Source organism: Streptomyces sp. NPDC029296 (assembly GCF_055569255.1).
The window spans coordinates 108,030-134,081 of the sequence record NZ_JBVHXT010000020.1 but is presented as its reverse complement, the minus strand read 5'-3'; the positions used below and the strand labels follow the sequence as shown (position 1 = coordinate 134,081).

Below are 26,052 nucleotides of genomic sequence, written 5' to 3'. Positions count from 1 at the left end.
CCGGCGCACGGCGGACGTCACTTGTTGGCGCAAACGTCGCCGAAGACCGGGTTCGACAGCCCGATGACGTCGATGGTGTTGCCGCACACGTTGGCCTGGACGGTGATCCGGTACCTGGATGACGTGTCCGGACAGGACGCCGGGGCTGTTCGCGGCGACGCCGACGGTCGTCGGGCCGTCGTCGGAGGCGACGGCGCTGGCCGCGCCGGCCAGGGCAAGGGCTGCCGTGATGACGGTCGTGGTGGCCAAGCTGCGAAGACGCGTGTTCTGCCCCACTGTTGAGCGTCGGGACGCCTCCGTCTCACCCGGAGCGCGCCCCGTCCGCCCGCGCTGCTACGCCGTTCGGGCAGCCCCTGCCCGGCGTTCCCTCGTCCGGCCGCTCAGGCGGCGGACGGGAAGCGTTCCCAGACCCGGTGCGCGCCCAGCAGCCGGGTGATCTCCTGGAGCACTCCCGTGGCGGTGTCCCCGGCGATCACCCCGGGCGCGTCCAGCGGGATGCCGGCCGCCTCCAGGGCCGCCTCGCCGCCCTTGGCCGCGCCGATGGCCTTGCCGTGCCGGAACGCCTCGCCCAGCAGCAGCCCCACCCGGGGGTCGGGGGTGGCGAGTGAGGCGGTGGGCTGGCCGGCCTTGGCGTCGCGGGCGCCGTAGGCGTCGGCGCCCACGCCCGGGGTGCCCGCCACCAGCACCGCGTCGAACTCCACGGAGCGCGCGGTGGCGTAGGTCCGCTGGACGGTCAGGGCGCCTTCGCCGTCGCCGAGGGTGCCGCCGACGGGGGCGACGACCAGCGGGACCATGCCACCGTCGAGGACCGCCTGGCGCACGGCCCGTACGCCGTCGAGGTCGCCGTCGGGTCCGGTGAGGATGCCGATGATCCGGCCGTCGGTGGGCCAGGTGTGCCCGACCTGGGAGAGGGCGGGGCTGGGCTGGACGTCGGCGAGGGGCACGGTGGGCTCGGGCGCGGGCAGGCCGAGGCCGGCCGCGACGCCCGCGCACAGCTCCGGGTCGATGTTGGCCAGGACCTGCAACGCCCGTTCGCGGATGGCCACTTCGTAGCACTTGCCGAGTTCGAAGGTGTAGGCGCCGATGATGTGCTCGCGCTCGGGCGGGCTCATGCTCAGCCAGAACCGGCGCGGCTGGCTGAAGTGGTCGCCGAACGATTCGGGCGCCTCGCGGACCTTGGTCGCCTCGGGGACGCGTACGGGGGTCTCGATGAACGCGCCGAGGTCGGCGCCCGCGGTGAACGGGCAGCCGCCGTCGAGGGAGTTGGGCCGGTAGGGTGCCACGCCCCGGTGCACGGCCGTCTGGTGGAAGCCGTCGCGGTGCATGTCGTTGACGGGCGCGTGCGGCCGGTTGATCGGGATCTGCGAGAAGTTGGGGCCGGCCAGGCGGGTGATCTGGGTGTCCAGATAGGAGAAGAGCCGGCCCGCGAGCAGCGGGTCATCGGTGATGTCGATGCCGGGGACGAGGTGGCCGACGTGGAAGGCGACCTGCTCGGTCTCGGCGAAGAAGTTCGACGGGTTGCGGTCGAGGGTGAGCAGCCCGATCGGCTGCACGGGGGCCAGTTCCTCGGGGACGATGTTGGTCGGGTCCAGCAGGTCGATGCCCTCGAAGGTCTGGTCGGGGGTGTCGGGGAAGGTCTGGATGCCGAACTCCCACTGGGGGTAGGCGCCCGCCTCGATGGCGTCGGCGAGGTCCCGGCGGTGGAAGTCGGGGTCGACGCCGTTGATGATCTGGGCCTCCTCCCACACCAGGGAGTGCACGCCCAGCTTCGGCTTCCAGTGGAACTTCACCAGCGTGGTCTCGCCGGCGGCGTTGACCAGGCGGAAGGTGTGGACGCCGAAGCCCTCCATCGTGCGGTACGAGCGGGGGATGCCCCGGTCGGACATGTTCCACAGGGTGTGGTGGGCGGCCTCGGTGTGCAGGGTGACGAAGTCCCAGAAGGTGTCGTGGGCGCTCTGCGCCTGCGGGATCTCCCGGTCGGGGTGCGGCTTGCCGGCGTGGATGACGTCCGGGAACTTGATGGCGTCCTGGATGAAGAAGACCGGGATGTTGTTGCCGACCAGGTCGAAGACGCCCTCGCTGGTGTAGAACTTGGTCGCGAAGCCCCGGGTGTCACGGACGGTGTCGGAGGAGCCCCGGGAGCCGAGCACGGTGGAGAAGCGGACGAACACCGGTGTCTCGACGTCCTCGGCGAGGAATGCCGCCTTCGTCACGTTCGCGGCGGTGCCGTAGCTGCGGAACACCCCGTGCGCCCCGGCGCCGCGGGCGTGGACCACACGCTCCGGGATGCGCTCGTGGTCGAAGTGCATCACCTTCTCCCGCAGGTGGTGGTCCTGCAGGAGCACCGGGCCGCGGGGCCCGGCCTTGAGGGAGTGGTCGGTGTCGTACAGCCGGGTGCCCTGGGCGGTGGTCAGATAGCTGCCGCTCTGCGCCATCCGTGCCTGGTCGGCGCCGGTCGGCTGGCCGGTCGGGGAGACGGTGTCGGGGCCGGTCTGGTCGGGCTTGGGCGGGAACGGCTCATGGGGGGTGGTCGGTTCGGCGACCGGCGGGGACTGCGGTCCCGGCTTGCCCGGGATGCCGTCCTCGGGGCCCTTGGGTCCTCCCTGGAGGGCGTCCGCCACCTTGTCCGCGGCTCGCTTCAGGGGGTTCGTCTCGCTCATCTGTGGCAATTCCTTCGCTGGTCATGGGGGCGGGCCGGGGCAAGGACGAGCGGGTGTCCGATGCGCGGTGGCCACGCCGGGGGCATGCGGCCGGCACCTTGGCCTGCGTCGGGTGGGTCCCGGGTGGCGGGAGCCGACGGCGGCCTCGTACCGGGGTCCCCGGGCCGGGGCGTCCGAAACCGGGAACTCGGGGAGTTCCCGGTCGGGGTGAAGTCGGGCCGTCTCCTATCGAGTTGCCGGGTGGGCAGGCCCGCCGGACACGCCGGTCCGGCCCGGGGGCCGCCGGCAGGGCCACAGCCCCCTGCCGCGGACGTCCGACATCGGCAGGGCCGGCTTCTTGACCCGGTGCGGGCCGCCGGTACCCGGCCGCCCGCATCCGCCACCCTAGGCGCTGGCACGGCGCGGCGCAGTTCGGAAGGCGTGCGGCCCGGCCGGTCAGGAACGGGCGACGACACGCAGGGTGTCCAGGGAGGAGTCCGACGCGTCCGGCACGAGGAAGCCGTGGGCGATACCGCTGCGCAGATAGTCGACGATCTCCGCGGTGATGACCTCGCCGGGTGCCACGACCGGTACACCCGGCGGGTAGGGGCTGAGCGTCTCGGCGGCGATCCGGCCCACGGCCCGTTCGGCGGGCACCTGTTCGGCGGGACCGAAGAAGGCGTCCCGGGGCAGGATCGCCTGCTCCAGTTCCAGGGCGCGCGGCTCGGGCAGGTGCACGGCCGGTCGCCGCTCGAGGGTGTCGGCGCGCTCCACCAGGGAACGCACGGATTCCACCAGGAGTTTCTCCGTCTGGTCGTCGTCGGAATGGGTGATGGAGGCGGTGATCCGGCAGGTGTCCGAGCCGCCCATGTCGACGTGGCAGTTCGCGCGCAGCCACTCGGTCGCCTGCATGCCGCTGATGCCGAGGTCCCGTACGTCGACGACGATCTTCAGCGGGTCGAACTCGGCGGCCAGTCCCTCGTCGATGATCTCGCCGCCCATGACCCGCAGCCCGGGCAGCTCCCGCAGCTGGGCGCGGACGCGTTCGGCGCGGTGCAGGGCCGCGTCGAGCAGGCCGTGCCCCTGTTCGACCATCTGCCGCCGCCAGCCGTCGAGGGTGGCGTAGACCAGGCTGGAGGCGCTGGTGGTGCCGAGGAGGTCCTCGCGCTGCTTGAGCACGGTGGGCGAGATGCGGTCGCCCTGGAGGTGGAAGACGGAGCTCTGCTCGATGGCGCCGCCCATCTTGTGGACGCTGGTGAGGACCAGGTCGGCGCCCGCGTTCATGCCCCACACGGGCAGGCCCGGGTGGAAGGGCAGGTGGGCGCCCCACGCCTCGTCCACGATGAGGGGGACGTCGGCGGCGTGGCAGACGTCGGCGACCGCGCGCACGTCGGCGCAGGTGCCCCAGTCGGTGGGGGTGATCAGCAGCATGCCCTTGGCGTCCGGGTGCTCGCGCAGCCGGTCGCGGACGTCGTCGGCCTCCGGCGGATGGGCCATGTGCCGTTCGCCGTCGAACTTCGGGTGCACCCAGACGGGTTCCACCCCGTTGATGATCACGGCGGCGATGACCGACTTGTGGGCGTTGCGGGACAGCAGCAGTTTCTCCCCCGGCCCGGCGACGGCGAGCATCGCGGTCTTGACCGACAGGGAGCTGCCGCAGGTGGAGAAGAACGCCTGGTCGGCGCCGACGGCGTCGGCCATCAGCTCCTGCGCCTGTTCCAGCACGCCCTGGGACTGACGGCGGTCGTCCAGCCCGTTGAGGCTGAGCACGTCGGAACGGAAGACGTCCAGCCCGAGGATGTCGGCCACCCGCGGATCGGCGCCACGGCCCTGCTTGTGCCCGGGCGGCCCGAACACCACGTCCCCTCGTCGCCGGAACTCCTGCAGAGCCTCCAGCACGGGTACGCGGGAGTGGTCCATGGCTGCCTCCTGAACTGTTCGGTTCCGCACCCACCGTGTTGCACCGCGGGGGCGGCCCAAACCCGGCCGCCCGGTGTCGGGGGCCGTCCGGGTGGAACCCGGACCCGCACGGAGCACACCCGCCGCACCGAGGAGGTCTCGTGTCGCTGTACCACCGGATCGGGGAAGAGGTCGCACGGCGCGCCGACGCGCTGTGGTCCGTGGCGTCGACGCTGCACGCGGATCCGGAGACCGCGTTCGCCGAGCACCGGGCGGCGGCACTGCTCACGGGCGAGCTGGAGGGCGCGGGCTTCGAGGTGCGGCGCGGGGCGGCGGGGCTGCCGACGGCATTCACGGCCCGCTCGGGCCGGGGCCGGCCGGTGGTGGCGTTCCCGCTGGAGTACGACGCGCTGCCCGGGCTCGGCCACGCCTGCGGGCACAACCTGATCGCGGCGGCCGGCCTCGGGGCGGCCCTGGTCCTGGACGCCGTGCGGGACGGTGCCGAGGGCACGGTCCTGGCGGTGGGCACACCGGCCGAGGAGGGCGGCGGCGGCAAGGCGCTGGAGGTGGAGGCGGGCGTCTTCGACGGGGTGGACGCGGCCCTGATGTTCCACCCGGGGGTGTACGACTGGGTGCGGGCCCCGCTGACCGCGCAGGAGCAGTACCGGGTCGCGTTCCGGGGCCGGGCCGCGCACCCGACGGGCAGTCCGACCGAGGGCATCGACGCGCTGGCGGCGCTGATCGAGCTGTTCAACGTCCTGTCGGCGCTCGGCCGGCGGCTGCCGGAGGGCTCGCACGTGCAGGGCATCATCACGCACGGCGGTACGGCCACGAACATCGTCCCGGAGTTCGCGGAGGGCCGGTTCGGGCTGCGGGCGCTGACGACGGCCGCCCTGGACGAGCTGGCGGAGCGGCTGACCACGGCCGCCGAGGGGGTGGCGCGGGCGACCGGCACGACCGTGACGGTGGAGCGGGCGAGCGTGCGCTACGAGCACTTCCGGGACAGTTCCCCGCTGTCCGAGCGGTTCGCCGGGCACCTGGACCGGGCCGGGATCGCCCTCGCCCCGCCCGCTCCCGGCGTCTATCTGGGCTCCTCCGACATCGGCAACGTCAGCGGCCGGGTGCCCGCCATCCACCCCTTCGTCGCGATCATGGACTCCGGTGGTTCGGACCACACGCCGGAGTTCGCCGAGGCCGCGGTCTCGCGGCGGGCGCGCCGGGTGCTCCTCGCCGTGGTGGAGGCGCTGGCCTGCACGGGGGCGGACGTACTCGGCGACGCGGCGCTGCGCGGCCGGGCCCGGGAGGGACTGCGCCAGGCCGGGGAGTGACGGCCTGGCGCGTCCGGGGTCGTACGGGTCCTACGGGAAGGACGTCACCTTGGACGGGACGGTGTCGGTGCCCGAGGTGGGGGCGCCGGTGCCGTTGACGACGTGGGCGTACTGGCCCTTGCCGCCGAGGGAGATCACCAGCAGGTCGTGCATCTTGATCCCCGCGGTGGCGGGCACCTGGAAGCCGTGGGTCTGGACGATCGACGGATCGGCCGTGAAGTTGCAGTAGCTGCCCAGGCCCCAGGCCTCGTGGGTGGTGACGGAGTCGGCGACCTTGTAGGCCGCGTAGCCGACGATGCCGTCGTGGGTGACGGCGGCGGCGTTCGGGACGTCGTACGCCTTCTCGTTCTGGAAGAAGACCGTCCGGCCGCGTTCTCCGCTCCAGTAGACGTCGTACTTGTTGAAGTGCTCCACGAACAGGCCGGTGGCCAGGACGTCGTCGCCGTTGACGCGCAGGCCGTAGTCGGCGCGGTTGGTGTCCCAGCCGACGCCGCTGCCGTGGTCGGCGCGCCAGATCCAGGTGTGGTCGACGATGACGTCATCGCTGTCGACCACCACGGAGTTGGTGGCGAGCCCGGGTCCGGCGCCGCCGACGCGGATGAACACGTCCTGCATCGTGGTGGGGTTCGCCGCGTGGTCGGCGGTGGCGCCGGGGGTACCGATGCGCAGCAGCGTGTCGGAGTTGACCGGTCCCGCGTCGATCAGGAACCCGGCGAGACGTACGCCGTCGACGTCGGCGACGTGCATCGCGTCGACGCCGTTGTCCGGGACGAGGGTGGCGAGACCGAGGCCGAGGACGACGGTGTCGGGGCGGGTGACGTCGAGGGTCTGGTCGAGGTGGTAGACGCCGGGGGTGAACAGGAGGTTGAGGCCCTGGGCGAGGGCCGCGTTGATGGTCGCGGCGGTGGCACCGGGCTTGACGACGTAGAACCGGTCCAGCGGGAGCGAGGTGCCGGCGTTCGCGGGCCAGGACACCCCCCGGGCGGCGGTGCGCTTGGCGGGGACGAACACCTTGTAGGCGGAGCCGTCCAGGTAGAGGAAGGGCTTCTCGCGGGAGACCGGGGTGGTGTCCAGGGTGGTGTACGGGCCGCTGTCGAAGTTGGTGGCGGGGGCGCCCTGGACACCGGAGAAGGTCATGTTCCACACGCCGTTGGTCCAGCCGCCGACCGAGCTGTCGCGGGTGTACCACTGCTGCTGGGAGTAGGGGCCCACGGTGCCGTCGATCCTGGAGTCGGCGATGTAGCCGCCGGAGGCCCAGCCGTAGCCGTTGGGCGCCAGGTTGAGGCCGCCCTTGACGTGGATGCGGCGGAAGGGCGCGGCCTGGGCGACCGCCCAGCGGTCGGTGCCGTTGGACGGGGTGATCGCGAGGTTCTCCGCCGAACGCCAGAAGTTCTGCGTGGCGTTGCCGTTGAACCAGCCGGCGTCGACCGTGACGTCCCCGTTGATCTGGGTGTCGTCGGGGTTCAGGCCGAGCCCGGAGATCGAGGTGTAGAAGCCGAGCTGGGCGTTGACGCCGTTGTAGGTGCCGGGCTTCAGCAGGAACTGGTAGCGGCCGGTGCCGAACTGGGCCGATTCCTGCCGGGCGAAGACGTCGTCGAACTTCTGCTGGAGGTTCGGGGTGGAGGGGTCGACGACGATGACGTTCGGGCCGAGGTCGCCACCGCCCTGGACCGGCGGCAGACCGCTGGTGCCGGTGTGCACGGCGACCTCCCACAGCGAGTAGCCGTAGCCGGTGCCGCGGGCGGTGCCGTAGATCCGCACGTACCGGCCGGAGCCGCTGACGTCGTAGGAGGCCGTGCCGCCGGTCGCGCCGGTGACGGACTTGAGGGTGCTCCAGTTCTGGCCGTCGGCCGAGGCCTGGATCTGGAAGTCCTTGCCGTAGGCGGCTTCCCAGTTCAGGTCGACCTTGCACAGGTCCTTGACGGCGCCGAGGTCGGCCTGGAGCCACTGCGGGTCGGCGGCCCGGCTGGACCAGCGGGTGGCGGCGTCGCCGTCGAAGGCGGCGGAGGCGGGGGTGCCGGCGTTCTCGGTGGAGGAGGCGGTGGCGGTCCTGCCCTTGGCCGCGTTGCCGCCGTCGCAGCCGCCCTGGCCGCCGTCGGTGCTGCCGAAGACCTGGAACTCCCACAGGGAGTAGCCGTACTGGGTGGCCCGGTGCACGCCGAGCATCCGGACGTAGCGGCCCCGGCCGGAGACGTCGAGGGTGTCGGCGCCCCCGTCGGAGCCGGTGACGGACTTCAGGTCGGTCCAGGTCTTGGCGTCCCCGGAGATCTGGACCTTGTAGTCCTTGCCGTAGGCGGCCTCCCAGTCCAGTTCCACCCGGGTGACCGAGGCGGTGGCGCCCAGGTCGACCTGGAGCCACTGGTCGTCGCCGGCGGCCGAGGACCACCGGGTGCCGGTGTCGCCGTCGACGGCCTTGCCGGCCGCGGTGCCGGCGTTCTCCTCGGACGACGCGGTGGCCGTCCTCCCCTGGGACAGGGGTGTTTCGGCCGCGGTGGCCGAGGGGTGGGCGGCGGGCAGGGCGGTCAGCGCGGCCGTTGCGGCCAGCGCGACACCCAGGGATCTCCATCTCATACGGCGGCTCCAGACGTGGCGGGAATCGACTCGCCGATCCCACGGCTTAGTTCAGGTTTTGATTTAAGGGATGAACCAAGCCGTCCACAAGCCTTCGGACACCACGTCCTTGCGGAGCCGCTGCGCCGGCCCGCCGCGCGCCAGGCGCGGGAGGGGGTGAACGACAGGGTCTGTTCGGTGGCGGTGCGGCCGTCGCCGAGGGAGCCGCGGGGGGCGGTCCAGGTGCGCTGTGCGGTGGTCTCGGCGAGCCGGCCGGGGGTCGCGGACAGGCCGAGGACGAGCCCGCTGCAGCGGTTGACCAGACGGTGGGTGCCGGGCGCGGCGGAGTTCGCGATCACGAACCACTGCGGTCCGACGGCCGGTCCGCCGGCCGGGGCGGAGGCCACCGTCGGCCGAGCTCCCCAGGCGCGGCCCGCCGTCCGTGCGGAGTCGACGCCCAGCAGGCGGCCGGTCGCCGCGTTGGCGATGGTGAAGGCGCCGTCCCCGGTCGCGGTGAAGGACCACGACTCGCGGGCGGACCCGGTGGGCCGGGCGAGGGAGGTGACGGCCCAGCCACCGGACTCCTGGGCGAGGGTCCGGCCGGTGCCGGCGGCGATGCGGTACGGGCGGCCGGGGTCCACCGGCGGGGCGGCCGGGGTGGCGGGGTCCACGGTGATGTCGGCGTACTCGCCGACGGAGCCGTGGGAGCAGCCGAAGGAGCAGTAGGCGCGGAAGGGCCGGCCGAGGACGGCGGAGCCGGTGCGGCTCGCGGGGTCGGGGAACCAGCGGTACCAGGAGGCGGTGGTGTAGTCGCCGGTGTCGCCGATGAGCTGCCGCTTCTGGGTGGCCAGATCGTCGGTGGCGTACAGGTACTGCGGTGCGCCGCCGCTCCGGTCGACGGCCCGCGGGGTGCCGATGTACCGGCCGAGGCGGGCGTCGTAGGCGATGTTCATCACGGACAGCGGGGACGTCGGGGGCATCTCGCCGGCCGCGATCCGCTCGGCGGCGGTGCCGGCGTTGGCCGGGTCGTACTCGTCGGCGGCGGGGGTGTGGCCGGTGGGGTGTTCCGCGTCGACGGGCACGATGTTGCTCTCCCGGCCGCCGGTGCCGGGCTCGGACCAGGTGCCGTCGTACCACTTGCGCCAGGAGCCGGGGGCCGTCTTCGCGGCGATGGGGGCGCGGGCCACGTGTGCGTAGAACGCCTTCCAGCCGCCGTTCTTGTCGACGGTCCGCGAGCCGTAGAAGACGTAGAAGTACCCGGAGGCGGTGTCGGCGAACAGGCGCTGGTCCCCGTCGCCGTAGGAGTACGTCTCGTGCGGGAAGGCCGTGGTGTCGCCGCGCCGGGTGCTGTACGGCGAGGTGAGCACGTGGTCCTTGATGCTCCAGGTGCGGCCCCGGTCGGTGGAGACGGCGTAGTCGACGGCGTCGTAGTGCAGTCCGTCGCCGAAGGGGCGCGGGGTGAACTCGTTGGGCACCAGGCCGTACCAGTCGCCGGTGTCGGGGTCGATCCAGATGTCGTGCCCGGCCCGCGGCCGGCGGTGCCGCTCGTACCGCGCGCACGCGGCGGCCGGATCGGGCAGGCCCCGCAGCGCCTTGGCGAGGTCCACGGCGTGCGCGGTGTGCGCGCGGCCCGCCGCCGGACGGACGCCCGCCCGCACCCGGAGCGCGCGGCGCGTGCCACCGGACCCGCGTCCGGCCGCCCCGCGAAACGGTCCGGAGGCGTGCGCCGGCAGGTCCGTGCACCGGCACGCCCCTCGTGCGGAGGGTGATCGTGCCGGTGGAGTGGGTACGTCCCGGCCATGCGGGTGAGTGTGGTGGACGCGGGGTCGAACACGGTGCGACTGGTGATCGCGGACGTGGAGGGGGGTGTGCCGCTGCCGGTGCACACGGTCAAGTGGAAGCTGCGCCTGTCCGAACACCTCGGTCCGGACGGGACGATCGCCGACGAGGCGGTGCGGCGGCTGGTGGAGGCGGTGGACGCCGCGAGCGCCACGGCCCGCCGCTGGCAGGCGGCGGGCCCGCTGGCCTTCGCGACCACGGTCGTCCGCACCGCCCCGAACCGGCAGGAGGTGCTGCACCGGGTGGCGGCCGGGACCGGGGTGCGCATGTGCACCCTGCCCGGGGAGACGGAGGCCGAGCTGACCTTCCTGGCGGCCCGCCGCTGGCTGGGCTGGAAGGCGGGCCCGCTGGCGCTGCTCGACATCGGCGGCGGCTCGCTGGAGGTGGCCTTCGGGCGGGGCCGGATGCCCGGCTTCGTGGCGTCCCTGCCGCTCGGCGCGGGCCGGCTGACCCGGGAGTACCTGGCCGTGCAGGACCCGCCGGAGCCGGGCGAGCTGAAGGAGCTGCGCCGCCGGGTCCGGCACGAACTGCGGGACGTGGCCGCGCGGATCCGCTGGGAGCGTCCGCGCACCGCCGCCGTCACCTCCCGCACCTTCCAGCAGCTGGCCCGGCTGTGCGGTGCGCCGCCGGGGCGCCACGGCCCGTTCGTGGAGCGGGAACTGGCCTGCCGGGACCTGGGGGAGGCGGTGCGTGCGCTGGCCGCGCTGCCCGCCGCCGAGCGATCCCGGCTCCCGGGGATCTCCGCGCCGCGCGCCGCGCAGAGCCTGGCCGGGGCGGTGGTGGGGCACACGGCGCTGAAGCTGATGGGGCTCACCCGGGCCGTGGTCTGTCCCTGGGCGATCCGGGAGGGCGTACTGCTGCGCTATGCCGAGGACGGCGCCGACTGGTGGACGGACGTCACCACCACCGCCGGCGCCGCCGACGCCGTCGCGCCGGCGGTCCTGCGCGTCGCGGGCCCTCCGGCCTGACGGCCGGGCCCGGCGGCCGGGTTCAGGAGGTGTGCCTCAGGCGGGGCATGCAGCCGAACCAGTTCACCGTGTCCTTGTCGGTGGTGTAGCCCAGGCACCTGATGCTCCGGTCGTGCAGGGTGGCGGTCCGCTCGACGCCCCCGTCCACGTAGTCGTTCTCGTGGTGGGGCTGGACGAGGGTGTCGAAGGCGACGGTGTACCAGCGGTGGTCCTGGTCCGGCACGCTGCAGTGGCGGGCGGTCACGTTACGGCTGGGCCCCTCACTCCATATGGGGCGTTCGGCGCGGTCGCAGTGGGCGCGGCCGGCGGCCTCGGCGGTGCCGGTTCCGGTGCCGAGCAGGGCGGCGGCGCCCGTGGCCACCGCCGCGCCGGTGCCGAGCAGGCGTTTGAGTGTGGGGTTCATCGTGTGGTCCTCCTACCGGCCGCGGTGACGGCCGGGATCGCTGGGTCACCTTCCTGTGATCGTCACACCGGCCCGCGGGTCCGGCCCGCCGGCCGCCGGTCCACTCCCCCGACCCGGTGACCGGGGTCCCGCCAATGCAGCAGACCGCTCCCCACGGCCGGTGCTCCGACGCGCCCGGAACCGTGACCGACCCCTGCTATTGACATGTACCTGTATCCACCCCGAGGCTTCGTGCGTGAAGTTGCTCGATTGACGCTCGTTTCAAGCGTCTCCAAGCAATTCCAGCCAGGACAGTCAATCCGCAAAGGTGCGAGGGGAGCTGTTCCGCCGTGCGAAGACTCCGACATCGTGTGCCGTGGCCCGCCTGGGTTCCGCTGGGGCCGGCGACCGCCCTGGCCGCGGCCCTGCTGGCCGGCCCGGCGCCCGCCGAGGCCGCCCCCGCCGGGTCCGGCGCCGTACTGGACCCGGCCCACGGCAGCGCCGGCTGGCGGAGCCCGGTCTACGCCAAGGGCACCGGCGGCGGCCCCGAGAAGTGCCCCGCCGCGGCCGACGATCCCGGGAACACGGTCTGCCACCGCTTCGACCTCACCGTCTCGGTGCCCGACGGCTACTGGGACGACAGCCCCGAGGGCGGTGTCCCGCTGTCCATCGCCTGGGAGCGCCCCTCGGACGACTTCGACCTGTACGTCTACGACGACCACGGCAAGCAGGTGGCCTCCGGCGCGGCCACCGCCGACCCCGAGGCCACGGTCATCCCGCGGGCGTCGGGGACGTACCACGTGCTCGTGGTGCCGTACGACGTGCACGACAACTCCTTCACCGGCAGCGCCTATCTGCCCGCGACCACGGACGCCGGCGACGTCACGTCCTTCTCGGGCGGCAACGGCCGGTACACCATCAAGGCCGGGCAACTGACGGCCCAAGCCGACTTCTTGAAGGGAGGTCAGCTCCGGCTCCAGGCCGACCCGTCCGGCGCGCCGAGCGATCCGGCCGGCACCGCCATCGTGCGGCGGCGGCCCGCCCCGAAGCGGGACACCTCGTCCTTCGACGCGGGCGGCTACTACGGCATCCGCTCCCCGGAGGCCGTGCTGCGCGTGTACAAGAAACCGCTGCGGTTCGGGCTGTACCGGCCCGACAACCGCACCCGGATCTGGCAGGAGGACAGGCCGCTGCGCTGGTCGGCCGGCGGGATGCGGCAGAGCCTCGCGCGCGGCGCGGACGAGCAGTTCTTCGGCGGCGGCGAGCAGAACGGCGGCTTCTCCCACCGCGGCCGGACCATGTACGTCGCCAACAGCTTCGACTGGAACGAGGGCGGCTACAACAACTCCCAGCCGTTCTACCTCTCCAGCGCGGGCTACGGGGTCTTCCGCAACACCTTCGCGCCGGGCGTGTACACCTTCGGCGCGCCGGTGACCACCGGCCAGCAGGAACGCCGGTTCGACGCCTACTACTTCCTCGGCGACGCCAAGCAGGTGATCGGCAAGTACACGGCGTTGGTGGGCCGGCCCTTCATGCCCCCGGTGTACGGCCTGGAGCCGGGCGACTCCGACTGCTACCTGCACAACGCCAACCGGGGCGAGCGGCACACCCTGGACGCGCTGAAGGTCGCCGACGGCTACACCGAGCACCACATGCCGCTCGGCTGGATGCTGGTCAACGACGGGTACGGCTGCGGCTACGAGAACCTGGAGCCGACCGCCAAGGGCCTCGAAGACCATCACGCCCGGCTCGGCCTGTGGACCGAGAACGGCATCGACAAGCTCGCCGACCAGGTCAGGGCGGGTCAGCGGGTGGCCAAGCTGGACGTGGCCTGGGTCGGCAACGGCTACAAGTTCGCGCTGGACGCCTGCGACGCGGCGAAGAAGGGCATCGAGGACAACAGCGACGCGCGCGGCTTCGTGTGGCTGCCGGTGTCCTGGGCGGGCGCCCAGCGCTGCGGGGTGCTGTGGAGCGGCGACCAGAAGCTGTCCTGGGACTACATCCGCTGGCAGATCCCGACGTACGCCGGGGCGACGATGTCCGGCATCGCCTACAACACCGGTGACGTGGGCAGCATCTACCGCCACGACGCGAAGATGTACGCCCGCGACCTCCAGTGGAAGGCGTTCCTGCCCGCCATCATGACGATGGACGGCTGGGCGAGCGACCTCACCACCGGCAAGCCCGCCGACCAGCAGCCGTGGCAGGACGGCGAGCCGTACACCTCCGTCAACCGCAAGTACCTCCAGCTGAAGGAGCGGCTGCTGCCGTACATGTACACCCTGTCCGCCGAGGCGGCGAAGACGGGCGTGGGCGCGGTGCGGCCGCTGTGGCTGGAGTACCCGGACGACCCGGCCACCCTGGGTCCCGCGGCGAAGTACGAGTTCCTGTCCGGCCGGGACTTCCTCGTCGCGCCGGTGTACGAGGACTCCGACACCCGGGACGGCATCTATCTGCCGAAGGGCACCTGGACCGACTACTGGACCGGGCGCACCTATCGGGGCCCGGTCACGCTCGACGGCTACCACGCCCCGCTGGACACCCTGCCGCTGTTCGTGCGCGAGGGCGCGATCGTCCCCATGTGGCCGAAGGGCACGACCAGTTGGCAGACCCGCGACCGGCACGAACTGGACTGGGACCTGTACCCGGCCGCGCACGGCACCAGCCGCTACACGCTCTACGAGGACGACGGCGTGACCCGGGACTTCGCCCGGGGCGCGGCGGCCACGCAGCGGGTGTCGGTGCGCGCCGGCGCCCGGGGCACGACCGTGACCGTCGGCGCGAGCCGAGGTGACTACGCGGGCAAGGCGGACGCCCGGGCGTACCGGTTCACGGTGCACGGCGGCACGGCGCCCGCGCGGGTCCTGCTCGACGGCCGCCGGCTCCCGGACGGCGCCTGGTCGTACGACCCCGCCACCCGGGTCACGACCGTGGCCACGGCCCGGCTGCCGCTCGACCGCGGCTTCGCGCTGCGCCTGGTGGGCGAGAGGTAGGGAATCCGCGCCGGCCCCCGGAGGGCGGGGCTCCCCACTCGGGGTCCCCGCCCTCCGGGGGCGCCCGTGCGAGGGAGCTCGGGAGGGCGGGGATGCTGCCGGGCCCTTCGTTCGCCGACGCTTCCGGGGCCGGCCGCCGGCCGCTCGGCGGGTGCCGCGGCACGCGGCCCGACCTGCGCGACTGGTGCGAACGGCCGGACGGTCGTAGCGTCGGGGTCACGCGTTCGGACCAAGCACGACCGGCGGGAGCGGCGATGCGCGCATCAGTGGTGGGAACGACGGTCACCCTGGCGGCGGGAGCCCTGCTGACAGCGGCGATGACGACGGCCTCGGCCAGTGGGCCGGACCCCGCGTCGCCGCCGCCGCGCCACTCCGGCACGGCGCGGCCCGTCCTGGTCGACTGCCTGTGGCAGCGCACCGTACGCCCCATCGACTTCATCCTGGCCTGCGGCGACGGCAACAGCCGGCTCACCGGGCTGCGCTGGTCCGACTGGAGCCCGGACGGGGCGACCGCGGTGGGGGTGAACGTGGTCAACGACTGCGAGCCCTATTGCGCGGCCGGCACCTTCCACGCCTACCCGGTGACCGTGCGGCTCGACCGCTCCGAGCCGTGGAAGGAGCACCCGGGCGTCGCGCACTACACCCGGATGAGCCTCACCTACCCCGGTGACCGCCCGGAGGGCTTCCAGCGGGTCATGACCTACCCGCTCTGGGACTGACGGCCCGCCTCCCGGGCGCCCCTCGGGGCGGTCACGGCCGGATGCCGCCCGGTGTGCCTCGTACGGTGCGCCCCGGTGGTCCGCGCGGGCGATCCCGCGGCCCCGGCTCCCGCCACCGGCGGTCCGTCCACCCCCATGTTGGTGTGGCCCCGTACGCCGGCGCCCCGCGCCGCCCGAAAAGAGGTCACATGCCCCGACGCCCCCGTCTGACAGGTGCCGCCACGGCCGCGCTCGCGCTCGGCCTGGTCGCCGCCGCGCCCGCCACCGGGACCGAGCCGCCCGTCGGCGACGCGCGTGTCGTCGCCCGCTTCGACCCGGCCGCCGGACGGACGCCCGAGAACATCGCGCTGGAACCCGACGGCTCCGCCGACCTCGCCTTCGCCCACGCCCGCACGGTCGCCCACGTGGCCCTCGACGGGACCGCCACCACCCGTGCCACGCTGCCGGCCGTGACCGCCCCGGCCACCCCGCTGGTGCGCGGGGCCGTCGTCACCGGCCTCGCCCGCGCCCACGACGGCACGCTGTACGTCAACTACGCCACCGGCACCCGCGCGACCGGCGTCTGGCGCCTCTCCCCCGGCAGCGCCCCGGCGCAGATCGCCGCGCTGCCGCCCGACGGGTTCCCCAACGGCCTGGCCCTCGACGAGCGCCGGGGCGTGCTCTACGCCGCCGACTCGGTGCGCGGCACCGTCTGGCGCGTCCCCGCGTCGGGCGGCCGGGCCACCGCCTGGGCCCGCCGCAGCGAGCTGCGGCCGTCCCGCGCCGGCGGCTACGGCGCCAACGGTCTCAAGATCCACCGCGGCGCCGTGTGGGTGTCGAACACCGACCGGGGGACGCTCCTGCGCGTCCCCGTGCGCGAGAACGGGTCCGCCGGGGCGCCGGAGACCCTGGCGCGCGGGCTCGCCGGCATCGACGACTTCACCTTCCCCGGCGCCGGCCGCACCGCCCTGGCCGCGCTGAACGGCGGCAACCAGGTGGTGCTGGTGCGGCGCGACGGCAGCCACACCGTCGTCCTCACCGAGGCGGACGGGCTGGCCGGCCCGACCTCCGTCGCCGTCCGCGGCCGTACGGTGTACGTGCCCAGCGCCGCCTACCGGACCGGGCGCGGGGCGAACCTGCTGGTGGCCCGGCTGCGGTACCACTTCGGCCGGCTGTAGCCGGGCCGCGCGCCGGTCGGGGCCGGTGCGAGTGCCGGCCCCGACGGGCGCGGCACGTCAGGCGATCTCCACCAGCAGGTCGCCGCCCTCCACCTGCTGGACCCGGGTGATGGCCAGGCGGGAGACGCGGCCCGCCTTCGGGGCGGTGATCGTGGCCTCCATCTTCATCGCCTCGATGGTGGCGACCGTGGCGCCGGCCTCGATCTCGTCGCCCTCGGCGACGGCCAGGGTCACCACGCCGGCGAAAGGCGCCGCCACGTGCCCCGGATCGCCGCGGTCGGCCTTCCGCGTCGCCGGGACGTCGGAGGCGGCGGCCCGGTCGCGGACCTGGATGGGCCGCAGCTGGCCGTTGAGCGTCGACATCACGGTGCGCATACCGCGCTCGTCGGCCTCGCCGATCGCCTGCAGCTCGATCAGCAGCCGGACGCCGGGCTCCAGGTCGACCGCGTACTCCTTGGCCGGGCGCAGGCCGTAGAAGAACGCCTTGCTGTCCAGCACGCTGGTGTCGCCGAAGCTCTGCCGGTGGGTGTCGAACTCCCGGGCCGGGCCGGGGAACAGCAGCCGGTTCAGGGTGGCCCGCCGGTCCTTGGCCAGCCCCTCGCGGTCCTCGGCGGACAGTTCGGGCGCGGGCCTGGGCGCCGCCCGGCCCTGGAGCGCCTTGGTCGCCGACGACCTTGGAGGACGGGGTGACCTTGACCAGGCGGCCGAGGATGCGGTCGGCGGCGGCGTACATCGCCTCGATGTCCTCGAAGCGGTCGCCGAGGCCCAGCGCGACGGCCTGGGTGCGCAGGTTGGACAGCTGGCCGCCGGGAATCTCGTGGTGGTAGACACGGCCGGTCGGCGAGGCGAGGCCCGCCTCGAACGGGGCGTAGATCCTGCGGACGCCCTCCCAGTACGGTTCCAGGTCGCCGACCGCCTGGAGGTCGAGCCCGGTGGGCCGCTCGGAGTGGTCGGTCGCGGCGACGATCGCGGACAGCGACGGCTGCGAGGTGGTCCCGGCCATGGAGGCCACCGCTCCGTCGACCGCGTCCGCGCCCGCCTGGATCGCGGCCAGGTAGGTGGCGAGCTGGCCGCCCGCGGTGTCGTGCGTGTGCAGATGCACCGGCAGGTCGAACTCGCGGCGCAGCGCCGAGACCAGCTTCGCGGCGGCCGGGGCGCGCAGCAGGCCCGCCATGTCCTTGATCGCGAGGATGTGGGCGCCCGCCTCGACGATCTGCTCGGCCAGGCGCAGATAGTAGTCCAGGGTGTACAGCCGCTCCGCAGGATCGCTGAGGTCGGCGGTGTAGCAGAGGGCGACCTCGGCGATCGCGGTGCCCGTCTCCCGTACGGCGTCGATGGCGGGACGCATCTGGCCGACGTCGTTGAGGGCGTCGAAGACGCGGAAGATGTCGATGCCGGTGGCGGCGGCCTCCTGCACGAAGGCGTCGGTGACCTCCGTCGGGTACGGGGTGTAGCCGACGGTGTTGCGGCCGCGCAGCAGCATCTGGAGGCAGATGTTGGGCACCGCCTCGCGCAGCGCGGCCAGCCGTTCCCAGGGGTCCTCGGCGAGGAAGCGCAGCGCCACGTCGTAGGTGGCGCCGCCCCAGCACTCCAGGGAGAGCAGCCGCGGCAGGGTGCGGGCGACGACCGGGGCGACGGCGAGGAGGTCCTTGGTGCGCACCCGGGTGGCGAGCAGGGACTGGTGGGCGTCGCGGAAGGTGGTGTCGGTGACGCCGATGGTCGGCGACGCGCGCAGGTGCCGGGCGAAGCCCTCCGGGCCGAGGTCCACGAGGAGCTGCCGGGACCCGGCGGGCGGCTCCCCGGCGGGCAGCGGCGGCAGCTTGGTCGCCGGGTCGGGCAGCTCGGGCCGCTCGCCGTGCGGCTTGTTGACGGTGACATCGGCGAGGTAGGTGAGCAGCTTGGTGCCGCGGTCGGCGGAGTGCCGGGAGGTCAGCAGGTGCGGGCGCTGCTCGATGAAGGCGGTGGTGACCCGGCCCGCCCGGAAGTCGGGGTCGTCCAGGACCGCCTGGAGGAAGGGGATGTTGGTGGCCACACCGCGGATGCGGAACTCGGCGACCGCGCGCCGGGCCCGGCCGACGGCGGCCTGGAAGTCGCGGCCCCGGCAGGTGAGCTTGACCAGCATCGAGTCGAAGTGCGCGCTGATCTCCGTACCGGCGTGGGTGGTGCCGCCGTCGAGCCGGATGCCGGAGCCGCCCGGGGAGCGGTAGGCGCTGATCCGGCCGGTGTCGGGGCGGAAGCCGTTGGCGGGGTCCTCGGTGGTGATCCGGCACTGGAGGGCGGCGCCGCGCAGGGTGACCGTGTCCTGGGAGAGGCCGAGGTCGGCGAGGGTCTCGCCGGCGGCGATGCGCAGCTGGGCCTGGACCAGGTCGACGTCGGTGACCTCCTCGGTGACGGTGTGCTCGACCTGGATGCGCGGGTTCATCTCGATGAACACGTGGTTGCCGGCGCGGTCGAGCAGGAACTCCACCGTGCCGGCGTTGCGGTAGCCGATCTCGCGGGCGAAGCGGACGGCGTCGGCGCAGATCCGGTCGCGCAGGTCCGGGTCGAGGCCCGGCGCGGGGGCCAGCTCGATGACCTTCTGGTGGCGGCGCTGCAGCGAGCAGTCGCGTTCGAAGAGGTGGATGACGTCGCCCTCGCCGTCGGCGAGGATCTGCACCTCGATGTGGCGGGGCTCGACGACGGCCTTCTCCAGGAAGACGGTCGGGTCGCCGAAGGCGGAGGCGGCCTCGCGGGAGGCCGCCTCGATGGACTCGCGCAGCTGGGCCGGGTCCTCGACGCGGCGCATGCCGCGCCCGCCGCCGCCGGCGACCGCCTTGACGAAGACGGGGAAGCCGATGTCCTCGGCGGCGCGCACGAGTTCGTCCACGTCGGTGGAGGGCGGGCAGGAGCCGAGGACCGGCACGCCGGCCGCGCGGGCGGCGGCGACCGCGCGGGCCTTGTTGCCGGCCAGCTCCAGGGTGGCCGCGTCGGGGCCGACGAAGGTGATGCCCGCCCGTTCGCAGGCGCGGGCCAGTTCGGGGTTCTCGGACAGGAAGCCGTAGCCCGGGTAGACGGCGTCGGCGCCCGCCCGGCGGGCCGCGGCCACGATCTCCTCGACGGAGAGGTAGGCCCGTACCGGGTGCCCGGGCTCCCCGATCTCGTAGGCCTCGTCGGCCTTCAGCCGGTGCAGCGAGTTGCGGTCCTCGTGCGGGAACACGGCGACGGTGCGCGCGCCGAGTTCGTAGCCCGCCCGGAACGCGCGGATCGCGATCTCTCCACGGTTGGCGACCAGCACCTTGCGGAACATCATGGATTCCCTTCAGCTGCCTGTCGGCGACGAACACCCTGGCCTCGGCCCGGCCCGCCGTACTCGCGGGCCACCCTAGGGGCTGCCCGCACGGGCCGATGTGCGAAAACCATCACACCGACGGGGTGGCCGGCGCCACAGGGCCACGCCGCGCGGCCGTCACCGGCAGAGGTGGTCCCGCCGGGCCTGACGGCCCTGTTCTCGTATTGCTATGGCGACCGGACATGTAGCGCTGCGTGACGCTCGGAGCCGGATTCGGTGCGAGGGCCGGCGGTGCAGGCGATTGGCGGTAGGAGCGGCTCCGAGGTCCGCCATCGGACTTTCTGTGCCCGATGGCTCGTCAGGTCAGTGCCGCAGTAAATGCCGTTTTTACTGCGGCGGAGCCCCTACCGTGATCACCGCGACCTGCGGCGGACCATTCCAGCCGCCGGGGCGAGGTGTACGCATTTACTGCGGCTGATCCGGGAGTGGCGGAGCGGCGTAACGATCGAACCAGTGACCGAATTCGGGAGCGGGGGCGCACTTCGGTTGCCGCGCGCTTGGGTCGTACCTCTGTCCGCCCCGCCCGCGTCGTACACCGCGGCGGTCGAGCGATACCTCACTGGCGCGGGCATCGCGACCTGCTGGAAGATGCTCTACGAGGCCGCCGCCCGCGCGGACGAGACGCTGTGCCTGAACGTCGAGGACCTCTACCCGCAGGACAAGCGCGGGAAGATCACCGCCAAGGGCGGGGCGACGGAGTGGATCCACTGGCAGTCCGGCGCCGCCCAGCTCCTGCCCCGCCTCATCGCCCGCCGCACCCGCGGCCCGCTGTTCCTCACCGACCGCAAGGCCCCGGCCCGCACACCGGCGGCGGACGTCTGCCCCGAGACAGGCCGGGCCCGCCTGTCCTACCGCCGGGCCGAGGAGATCTTCGAGGAAGCCACCCGGCTGCTGGCCAACCCCCTCGCCGCGCCCGAGGACGTCGAGGACCTGGATGGCTGGACCCTGCACCGGCTCCGCCACAGCGCCCTGACCCACGACGCCGAGGACGGTACCTCCACCCCGATGCTGCCGGCCCGCTCCCGCCACGCCTCTGTACGGTCCCTGGAGCGGTACGCCCGCCCCGGCGTCGACGCGGTCGCCCGACACGTCGCCGAACGCGACCCCGCAGCCCGCCGCAAGAGTTGAGCCCCCGGAACCTACCGGTGAGTGACTTGCTTTTGGGTGTCCGGGCTGGGACTACTGGTTCGGGTGAGCTGCTTGGCCGCATTCAGAGAGCGTCTTGACCTCTACGTCTTTTTCGGTCGCCCACATGGTGGTTTTGTCTTTGGTGGTGACGCTCACGCTGTTCGGCCATTCCGGTCCTCGCAGTCCTCCCCCTTCGGCGCGGGTCCAAGCTCTTCCGTTGGCGTCCACAAATGCGATCCTCAGCCCGGAGCGCACAATGTTTTCTGGATCCGCGTAGAGCTTCGCAACGGGAACGTCTAGGCGACTGCAAGGCGGGAGGACCCCGGCCGGCTGGGAGAGGCCCGTGGGCAAGGTCGGGTCATCGAAGTATATGGAGGCCCATGCGGGGTCCAGGGAGCGGTTGGCAAGCACGATACGCGTCGGCTGGTTGCCTTCGGTCCACATCGAGATGCGGGAGGCTTGTGCGCGCTCGTCGTTTTCGTTGTTCTCACGTGACTGGGCAAGCTGATCGTCTGCGACCTGAGCAGCCTTGTACGTTCCCCACGCTGTGATCGCAAGGCTTGCCGCAGCTACGACCGCGGCGAGAACCGCGGTGTGCTTGGCCACATCAGACCTGCGATACCCCCTGACAAGCCGCTGGAGCCTGGCGGGTTCTCGGGCGGTCTCTGGACCAGAAGTCGGGGATGAGTCTCCGTGGGTGGGATCTGCACCAGAGAGCTGGGGCAGAGGCGGGCGCGGCCCCACCTGGCGAACCCTTAAACGAGCACGACGCTCAGACACTTGACCTCACAATCTCGTCCTGGCTGCACAGCCTGGTCCACCACTGCATTGAAGACCAGGGCCTGTGCGATGGTGCCTCCATCCACGACGTCGGCTGAGGTAGCCCGTTCACGCCGGAGTAACGGCCGTCTCGCCGCCGGGCGTGCGTGGCCCAGGGACCACTGCGTTCCGGGTGAGGTCCAGGTCGAGGCGGCTGTTCATGTCCAACTCGAACCGGCCGTACGGATTGACATGGGTCCAGAACAGCGGGGACAGGGCCCGCCGGTCGGCGTCGGTGAGGGTGTCGGCCCACTTCTCGTCGGCGAGGATCTGCTGCATCAGCAGCGTGTTGACATGCACGAGGGCGGACTGGAGGAGGTGGAGGGCGAGCATGGACACCTCCTGGGATTCTTTGTCCTGTCCGGCCAGGTCGCCGTCCTTGCCGTAGAAGAGGTCCTTGTTCGCGCTGTTCCAGTTCTCCACCACCTGGAGCCCTTCGTAAATCTCCTGGCGCAGCTCGACATCGGCGAGGTAGTCGCACACGAACGCCGTCCGTACGGCCCGCCCGAGTTCCTCGATCGCCTGGTAGGTGGGGTGCTTGGGGCCGCCGCGGGTGAAGCGGCGCAGGACCTGCTCGGCCTCGGTGGTGCCCAGGCGCAGGGCGGTGGTGTACTTCACGATCTGGTCGTACTGCTGGCGGATCAGATCCCAGTTGATCGTCTTGGTGGACAGCACCGGCGCCGGGTGCGGCCAGGCGTCGTCCTCCCCGGCCGCCGGCCGGTACAGCCGCGCGGAGCCGATGTTCTTCAGCCGGGGCATCAGCTTGAAGTCCAGCATGTGCGCGAAGGCGAACCCGACGATGGAGGCACCGTGGGTGTCGGTGTACTGCCGGTCGACATCCATGTCGGTGCAGTGCCGCAGCACGCCCTCGATCATCGAGGCGACCTCGGAGGCCGAACAGCTCTTGAGCTGGGAGTAGATGCACACCGACTTCCGCTCCACGTGCCAGTAGATCATCACGCCTGGGCCGCGGTAGCGCTGGTGCCACTCGGTCATCAGGTTCGAGGACCAGGCCCCGAACTTGCGGCTGTCGGACGCGCACGCGGTACCGGTGCCCCACCACATCTCGTCCCGGGCGGCGAAGGTGGCGTTGACCAGCTTCACCAGCGCGGCGCGCATGTTGGCCCGGTTGACGAACAGGTGCCGCACCCGCCGCAGCGTCGCCTCGGACTCACCGTGCTTGCCGGTCACCGCGACCCGCTTGATGCCCATGTTCGTACCCAGCCCGAACAGCACGAGCAACAGGCGGCGGCGCAGCACGTCCCTGGACAGGTTCTCGCGGGTGGCGACCGAGGTGAACTCGGCGATGAAGTCGGTGTCGAACTCGGCGTACTTCAGGATGTCCAGCAGGTCGATGGTGCCCCACCGGCGCTCGATCTCCGCTTTGATGGCGACCAGGGACTCCGGCTCGTCCTGCTCGCCGCGCGGGGAGACCCGAATCCACGGCTCTCCGTGCTTCTTGACGATCGCCACCCCGCCCGTCGTGCCCTCCGCCAGGGTCGCCTCGAAGCGGTCCAGCGACGTGCGCAGCCTGCCCTGGAGCGCGGCGATGAACTTCCCGGCGCCCTGCGGCTGGCCGAGCGCGGCGTAGTGCACGTCCCGGTTGTCCTCGAAGTCGGGCGGCATGTCGTCCTCCGGGTTCTTCCAGCGATTCGCGCCCACCACATAGATCTCCCGCCGCCGCAGCGCGTCGCGCAGCGCCACCAGCACGCACAGCTCGTACGGGATCCGCTCGACGCGGCCCTTGTCGTCGACGACCGCCGCCCGCCACTGCTCGGGCACCACGCCGTCCAGCGGCACCGTCTCCGCCGCGTCGAAGAACGCGCCCTCCTTCAGCGGCTGCTCCAGATACCGCTGCAGCAGATCGATCGCGTCCATCACCGGCCGGTAGGCGGTGTTGTTGCACTTCAGCTCCAGCGCACCCAGCAGCGGCGAGAGCATCCGCCGCCAGTGCGCCGAGTACGACGACCGCAGCACAGTGCGCACCCGCGCCTTGTAGCGGGCTTCGTTTGCCGCAGCCTCCGCCGCCAGCGCCTTGAGCGTCTTCTCCCCTCCGACCACCGGGAAGATCACCCGCCGCACGATGCCCGACGGCTCCGACAACGCCGCCTCCGCCACCCGCAGCAGCATCGCCTCCTTGCCGCGGACCTTCTTCAGCTCCGCCCCCAGCTCCTTGTCGACCCGCCGCTCCGCCCGCGTGTTGATCTTCAGCACGAGCTGGATGAACAGGTCCACCAGCGAGTCGGTGATCTCCGTCTGCCGCACATGGCACAGCGTGGCCAGCAGCGTCAGGCGCCGCGGCGGCTTCATCCGCTCCAGGTTCGCCGGGTACTCCTTCGACGCCCGCGCCCGCCAGGCATCGACCAGCTTCTCCGATACGTCCGCGAACAGGTCCGCGGGCAGCTCCAGGCGCCGTACCCGCTCCAGCTTGTTCACCTCGGCCAGCAAGCTTTCCAGACCCGGGCCGCCCGGGTCTGTCTTCAGCTCGGCGAAGTGCGAGTGCCCACCGCCCGCCACCGCGCCGCCGGCACCCACGTCCTGGCCGTCGTCATCGCCTGCGACCAGGTCCTCCAGACGCGAGCGGGTCGCGTGGCTGAGCCGGTCCATTGTGCTGCGGCAAAACCGCTCCTCGAAGTCCTTGACCGCCTTGCCGGCCAACCGCCGCACCTGCCCCGGCGCCGGCGGTTCGATGTGGTCGTTGCGGCACCGCGCCACCACCGCGGCGGCGAGCCGGTCGCGCGACAGCTCCACCGGGCACAGCTCGGTCGCCAGCCACGCCGCCAACCGGTCCTGGTCCTCCTCGGTGTTCGCCCGGAACCCGTACGCCGCCCGGTTCTCCCCCGGTGCCGTTGGATCGCCTTGCCCTGCCAGCCGTAGTCCGCCCACGCGGTCGCGGGGACCTTCACCTGCTGGGCCACGTACTCCACCGCGGTGGCCGGGACCTCCCTGGCCGACTCCGGAAACCGAGCCTCCACCTCGAAGAACTTCAGCAGCAGCGCGAAGCCGAGCCGAGTCGCCCCGGACTTGTTCCGCACCCTCTTCATGTCGTCTTCGAGCAGCGTCCAGATCTCGATCAGGTCCTCCGGCTCCCAGTCCTGCCGCACCCGCCCCGCCCTCCCGTCGACGTCACTCGTTCAGCTCAACGAGCCGCTCCGGCACGGGAAACGACATCCACGATGGTCACGCAGCGCTACATGTCCGGTCGTCGTAGCAATACGAGAACAGGGCCCTGACGTGCGTTCGGGTGCGGGCGCGGCGGGGGCGGACCGTGCGGGTCCGGGGCGGATACGGGGGCGGGGACGGGCGCCGTCGGGGTGGCGGGCCGGGGCCGCCGCGGGCGGCGCGCGGTACGCGCGGCGGCGGGTCCCGGGAACCGCGGGACCGCGGGGCGGCGCGGCCGGGCCCGTACGGCCGTGCGCAGCCGCTCGCCCCGGCCGTGCGGCAGGGCGAGGACGATCGCCGCGGCCACGGCGATCAGGTGCTCGCGGCCCGCCAGGTTGGGCACGGCGACGGACTCCCACACCATCGAGCCGCCGGTCAGTACGAACACCACGGGGGCCCGCCGGACCACCGCGAGATAGGTGAACAGGCCGACCACGGCCGCCGAGGGGCCGGTGTCGAGCACCCGCCCGGCCTCGGGCGGCAGTCCGAGCCCCCACCAGCCGGGGCCCAGGGCGACCATCAGGCGGGCGGTGAGGGTGCCGGCCAGGGTGGTGGTGTAGGCGATCAGCAGGGTCCGGGCCCGGCCCAGGGTCAGTTCGGCGAGGGCGAAGGCCAGGAACAGCTGGGTGATGCCCGCCCACACCGGCAGGTCGAGCGCCGGGACGTACAGCGACACGGGGGTGCGCAGCAGGGACAGCCACAGCGGCAGGTCGGCCTGGACGCCGCCGAGCCGCCGCACCCACACCGCCCCGGCGGGGTGCTGGGCGATGTCGTGGCAGAGGACGACACCGAAGGCGGCGACGAACGCCAGGAGCAGCCCGGACAGTCCGCGCCGCGCGAGCCGCCGTACCGGGTCGACGACGATGCCGTGCCACTCGGCCGCCAGCGCCCGCCCGGCGCGCCGGACCAGGCGTGCGAGCGTGGGCGCGGAGGGGCTCCACCGGATGTGTCCTTCTTCGATCACCGGGGACAGTCCAGCGACCCGCCACACGGGTCGTCAAGTCGCATAAGAGTGGCAAGTCCCACCGTGGGATTCAGGAGCCGGACGCAACCTTCGCCCCCTTTGTTCCGTCCCCGATCCAGGCATCTCGGTGCGAATGACCGCCCGGATCAGGGAACGTAACGGGACCTGTTCTTTTTT

At 72.8% G+C, this 26,052-nt stretch carries 14 protein-coding genes and 3 pseudogenes; 6 read left to right on the top strand and 11 right to left on the bottom strand.

The features are described 5' to 3' along the window. Nucleotides 1-17 precede the first annotated feature (17 nt). From ACZ4W9_RS19420 to ACZ4W9_RS19410, 3 genes and pseudogenes are all read right to left on the bottom strand, one after another. Nucleotides 18-276 (bottom strand): annotated as a pseudogene (locus ACZ4W9_RS19420) (chaplin). A gap of 104 nt (nt 277-380) precedes the next feature. After that, nucleotides 381-2,660: a catalase gene (locus ACZ4W9_RS19415; protein ID WP_467937250.1), complete on the bottom strand. Its 2,280-nt coding sequence runs from the start codon at nt 2,658-2,660 to the stop codon at nt 381-383. A gap of 435 nt (nt 2,661-3,095) precedes the next feature. Continuing rightward, the gene (locus ACZ4W9_RS19410) at nt 3,096-4,559 is read right to left on the bottom strand and encodes an aminotransferase class I/II-fold pyridoxal phosphate-dependent enzyme (protein WP_467937248.1); all 1,464 of its coding nucleotides are present in this window, start codon (nt 4,557-4,559) and stop codon (nt 3,096-3,098) included. A gap of 140 nt (nt 4,560-4,699) precedes the next feature. On the opposite strand from ACZ4W9_RS19410, the gene ACZ4W9_RS19405 reads away from it, so the two are divergent. Beyond that, a complete protein-coding gene (locus ACZ4W9_RS19405) occupies nt 4,700-5,866 on the top strand; it encodes an amidohydrolase (protein WP_467937245.1) in 1,167 nt (388 codons plus the stop codon). Between the two features lie 30 nt (nt 5,867-5,896). Here ACZ4W9_RS19405 and ACZ4W9_RS19400 read toward each other — a convergent pair whose 3' ends face one another. After that, nucleotides 5,897-8,437 (bottom strand): discoidin domain-containing protein, encoded by a 2,541-nt coding sequence (locus ACZ4W9_RS19400; protein WP_467937240.1) that lies wholly within the window; start codon nt 8,435-8,437, stop codon nt 5,897-5,899. Continuing rightward, nucleotides 8,434-10,023: an RICIN domain-containing protein gene (locus tag ACZ4W9_RS19395; protein ID WP_467937237.1), complete on the bottom strand. Its 1,590-nt coding sequence runs from the start codon at nt 10,021-10,023 to the stop codon at nt 8,434-8,436. Before ACZ4W9_RS19395 ends, ACZ4W9_RS19400 begins: the two co-directional genes overlap by 4 nt. Before the next feature lie 192 nt (nt 10,024-10,215). Between ACZ4W9_RS19395 and ACZ4W9_RS19390 the strand changes: the two genes are divergently transcribed. Continuing rightward, nucleotides 10,216-11,223: a Ppx/GppA family phosphatase gene (locus ACZ4W9_RS19390; RefSeq protein ID WP_467937234.1), complete on the top strand. Its 1,008-nt coding sequence runs from the start codon at nt 10,216-10,218 to the stop codon at nt 11,221-11,223. A 22-nt stretch (nt 11,224-11,245) separates the two neighbouring features. Here the strand turns inward: ACZ4W9_RS19390 and ACZ4W9_RS19385 are convergent, their stop codons facing one another. Continuing rightward, nucleotides 11,246-11,626, bottom strand: coding sequence for a hypothetical protein (locus tag ACZ4W9_RS19385; RefSeq protein ID WP_467937231.1), 381 nt, complete (start codon nt 11,624-11,626; stop codon nt 11,246-11,248). 800 nt (nt 11,627-12,426) lie between these two features. On the opposite strand from ACZ4W9_RS19385, the gene ACZ4W9_RS19380 reads away from it, so the two are divergent. The 3 genes from ACZ4W9_RS19380 to ACZ4W9_RS19370 all read left to right on the top strand — a co-directional run bounded on the left by ACZ4W9_RS19380 (nt 12,427) and on the right by ACZ4W9_RS19370 (nt 16,474). Then, the gene (locus ACZ4W9_RS19380; protein WP_467937296.1) at nt 12,427-14,598 is read left to right on the top strand and encodes a glycoside hydrolase family 31 protein; all 2,172 of its coding nucleotides are present in this window, start codon (nt 12,427-12,429) and stop codon (nt 14,596-14,598) included. Nucleotides 14,599-14,852: 254 nt separating this feature from the next. Beyond that, nucleotides 14,853-15,317 (top strand): hypothetical protein, encoded by a 465-nt coding sequence (locus ACZ4W9_RS19375; RefSeq protein ID WP_467937229.1) that lies wholly within the window; start codon nt 14,853-14,855, stop codon nt 15,315-15,317. A gap of 188 nt (nt 15,318-15,505) precedes the next feature. Then, entirely contained in the window at nt 15,506-16,474 is a 969-nt protein-coding gene (locus tag ACZ4W9_RS19370; RefSeq protein ID WP_467937227.1) for an SMP-30/gluconolactonase/LRE family protein, read from the top strand. A gap of 57 nt (nt 16,475-16,531) precedes the next feature. Here the strand turns inward: ACZ4W9_RS19370 and ACZ4W9_RS19365 are convergent. Further along, nucleotides 16,532-19,760: pseudogene (locus ACZ4W9_RS19365) on the bottom strand (pyruvate carboxylase). 495 nt (nt 19,761-20,255) lie between these two features. On the opposite strand from ACZ4W9_RS19365, the gene ACZ4W9_RS19360 reads away from it, so the two are divergent. Beyond that, entirely contained in the window at nt 20,256-20,930 is a 675-nt protein-coding gene (locus ACZ4W9_RS19360) for a site-specific integrase (protein ID WP_467937226.1), read from the top strand. Nucleotides 20,931-20,981: 51 nt separating this feature from the next. On the opposite strand, the gene ACZ4W9_RS19355 is transcribed toward ACZ4W9_RS19360, so the two are convergent. The 4 genes and pseudogenes from ACZ4W9_RS19355 to ACZ4W9_RS19340 form a co-directional block, all read right to left on the bottom strand. Then, complete coding sequence (locus ACZ4W9_RS19355) at nt 20,982-21,536, bottom strand: hypothetical protein (protein WP_467937224.1); 555 nt, start codon at nt 21,534-21,536, stop codon at nt 20,982-20,984. Nucleotides 21,537-21,818: 282 nt separating this feature from the next. Further along, nucleotides 21,819-24,635: a Tn3 family transposase gene (locus ACZ4W9_RS19350; protein WP_467937222.1), complete on the bottom strand. Its 2,817-nt coding sequence runs from the start codon at nt 24,633-24,635 to the stop codon at nt 21,819-21,821. Nucleotides 24,636-24,646: 11 nt separating this feature from the next. After that, nucleotides 24,647-24,853: pseudogene (locus ACZ4W9_RS19345) on the bottom strand (DUF4158 domain-containing protein); the annotation flags it as partial. Between the two features lie 86 nt (nt 24,854-24,939). Then, nucleotides 24,940-25,875, bottom strand: a complete 936-nt coding sequence (locus tag ACZ4W9_RS19340; protein ID WP_467937220.1) for a hypothetical protein — start codon at nt 25,873-25,875, stop codon at nt 24,940-24,942. Nucleotides 25,876-26,052: the final 177 nt, after the last annotated feature.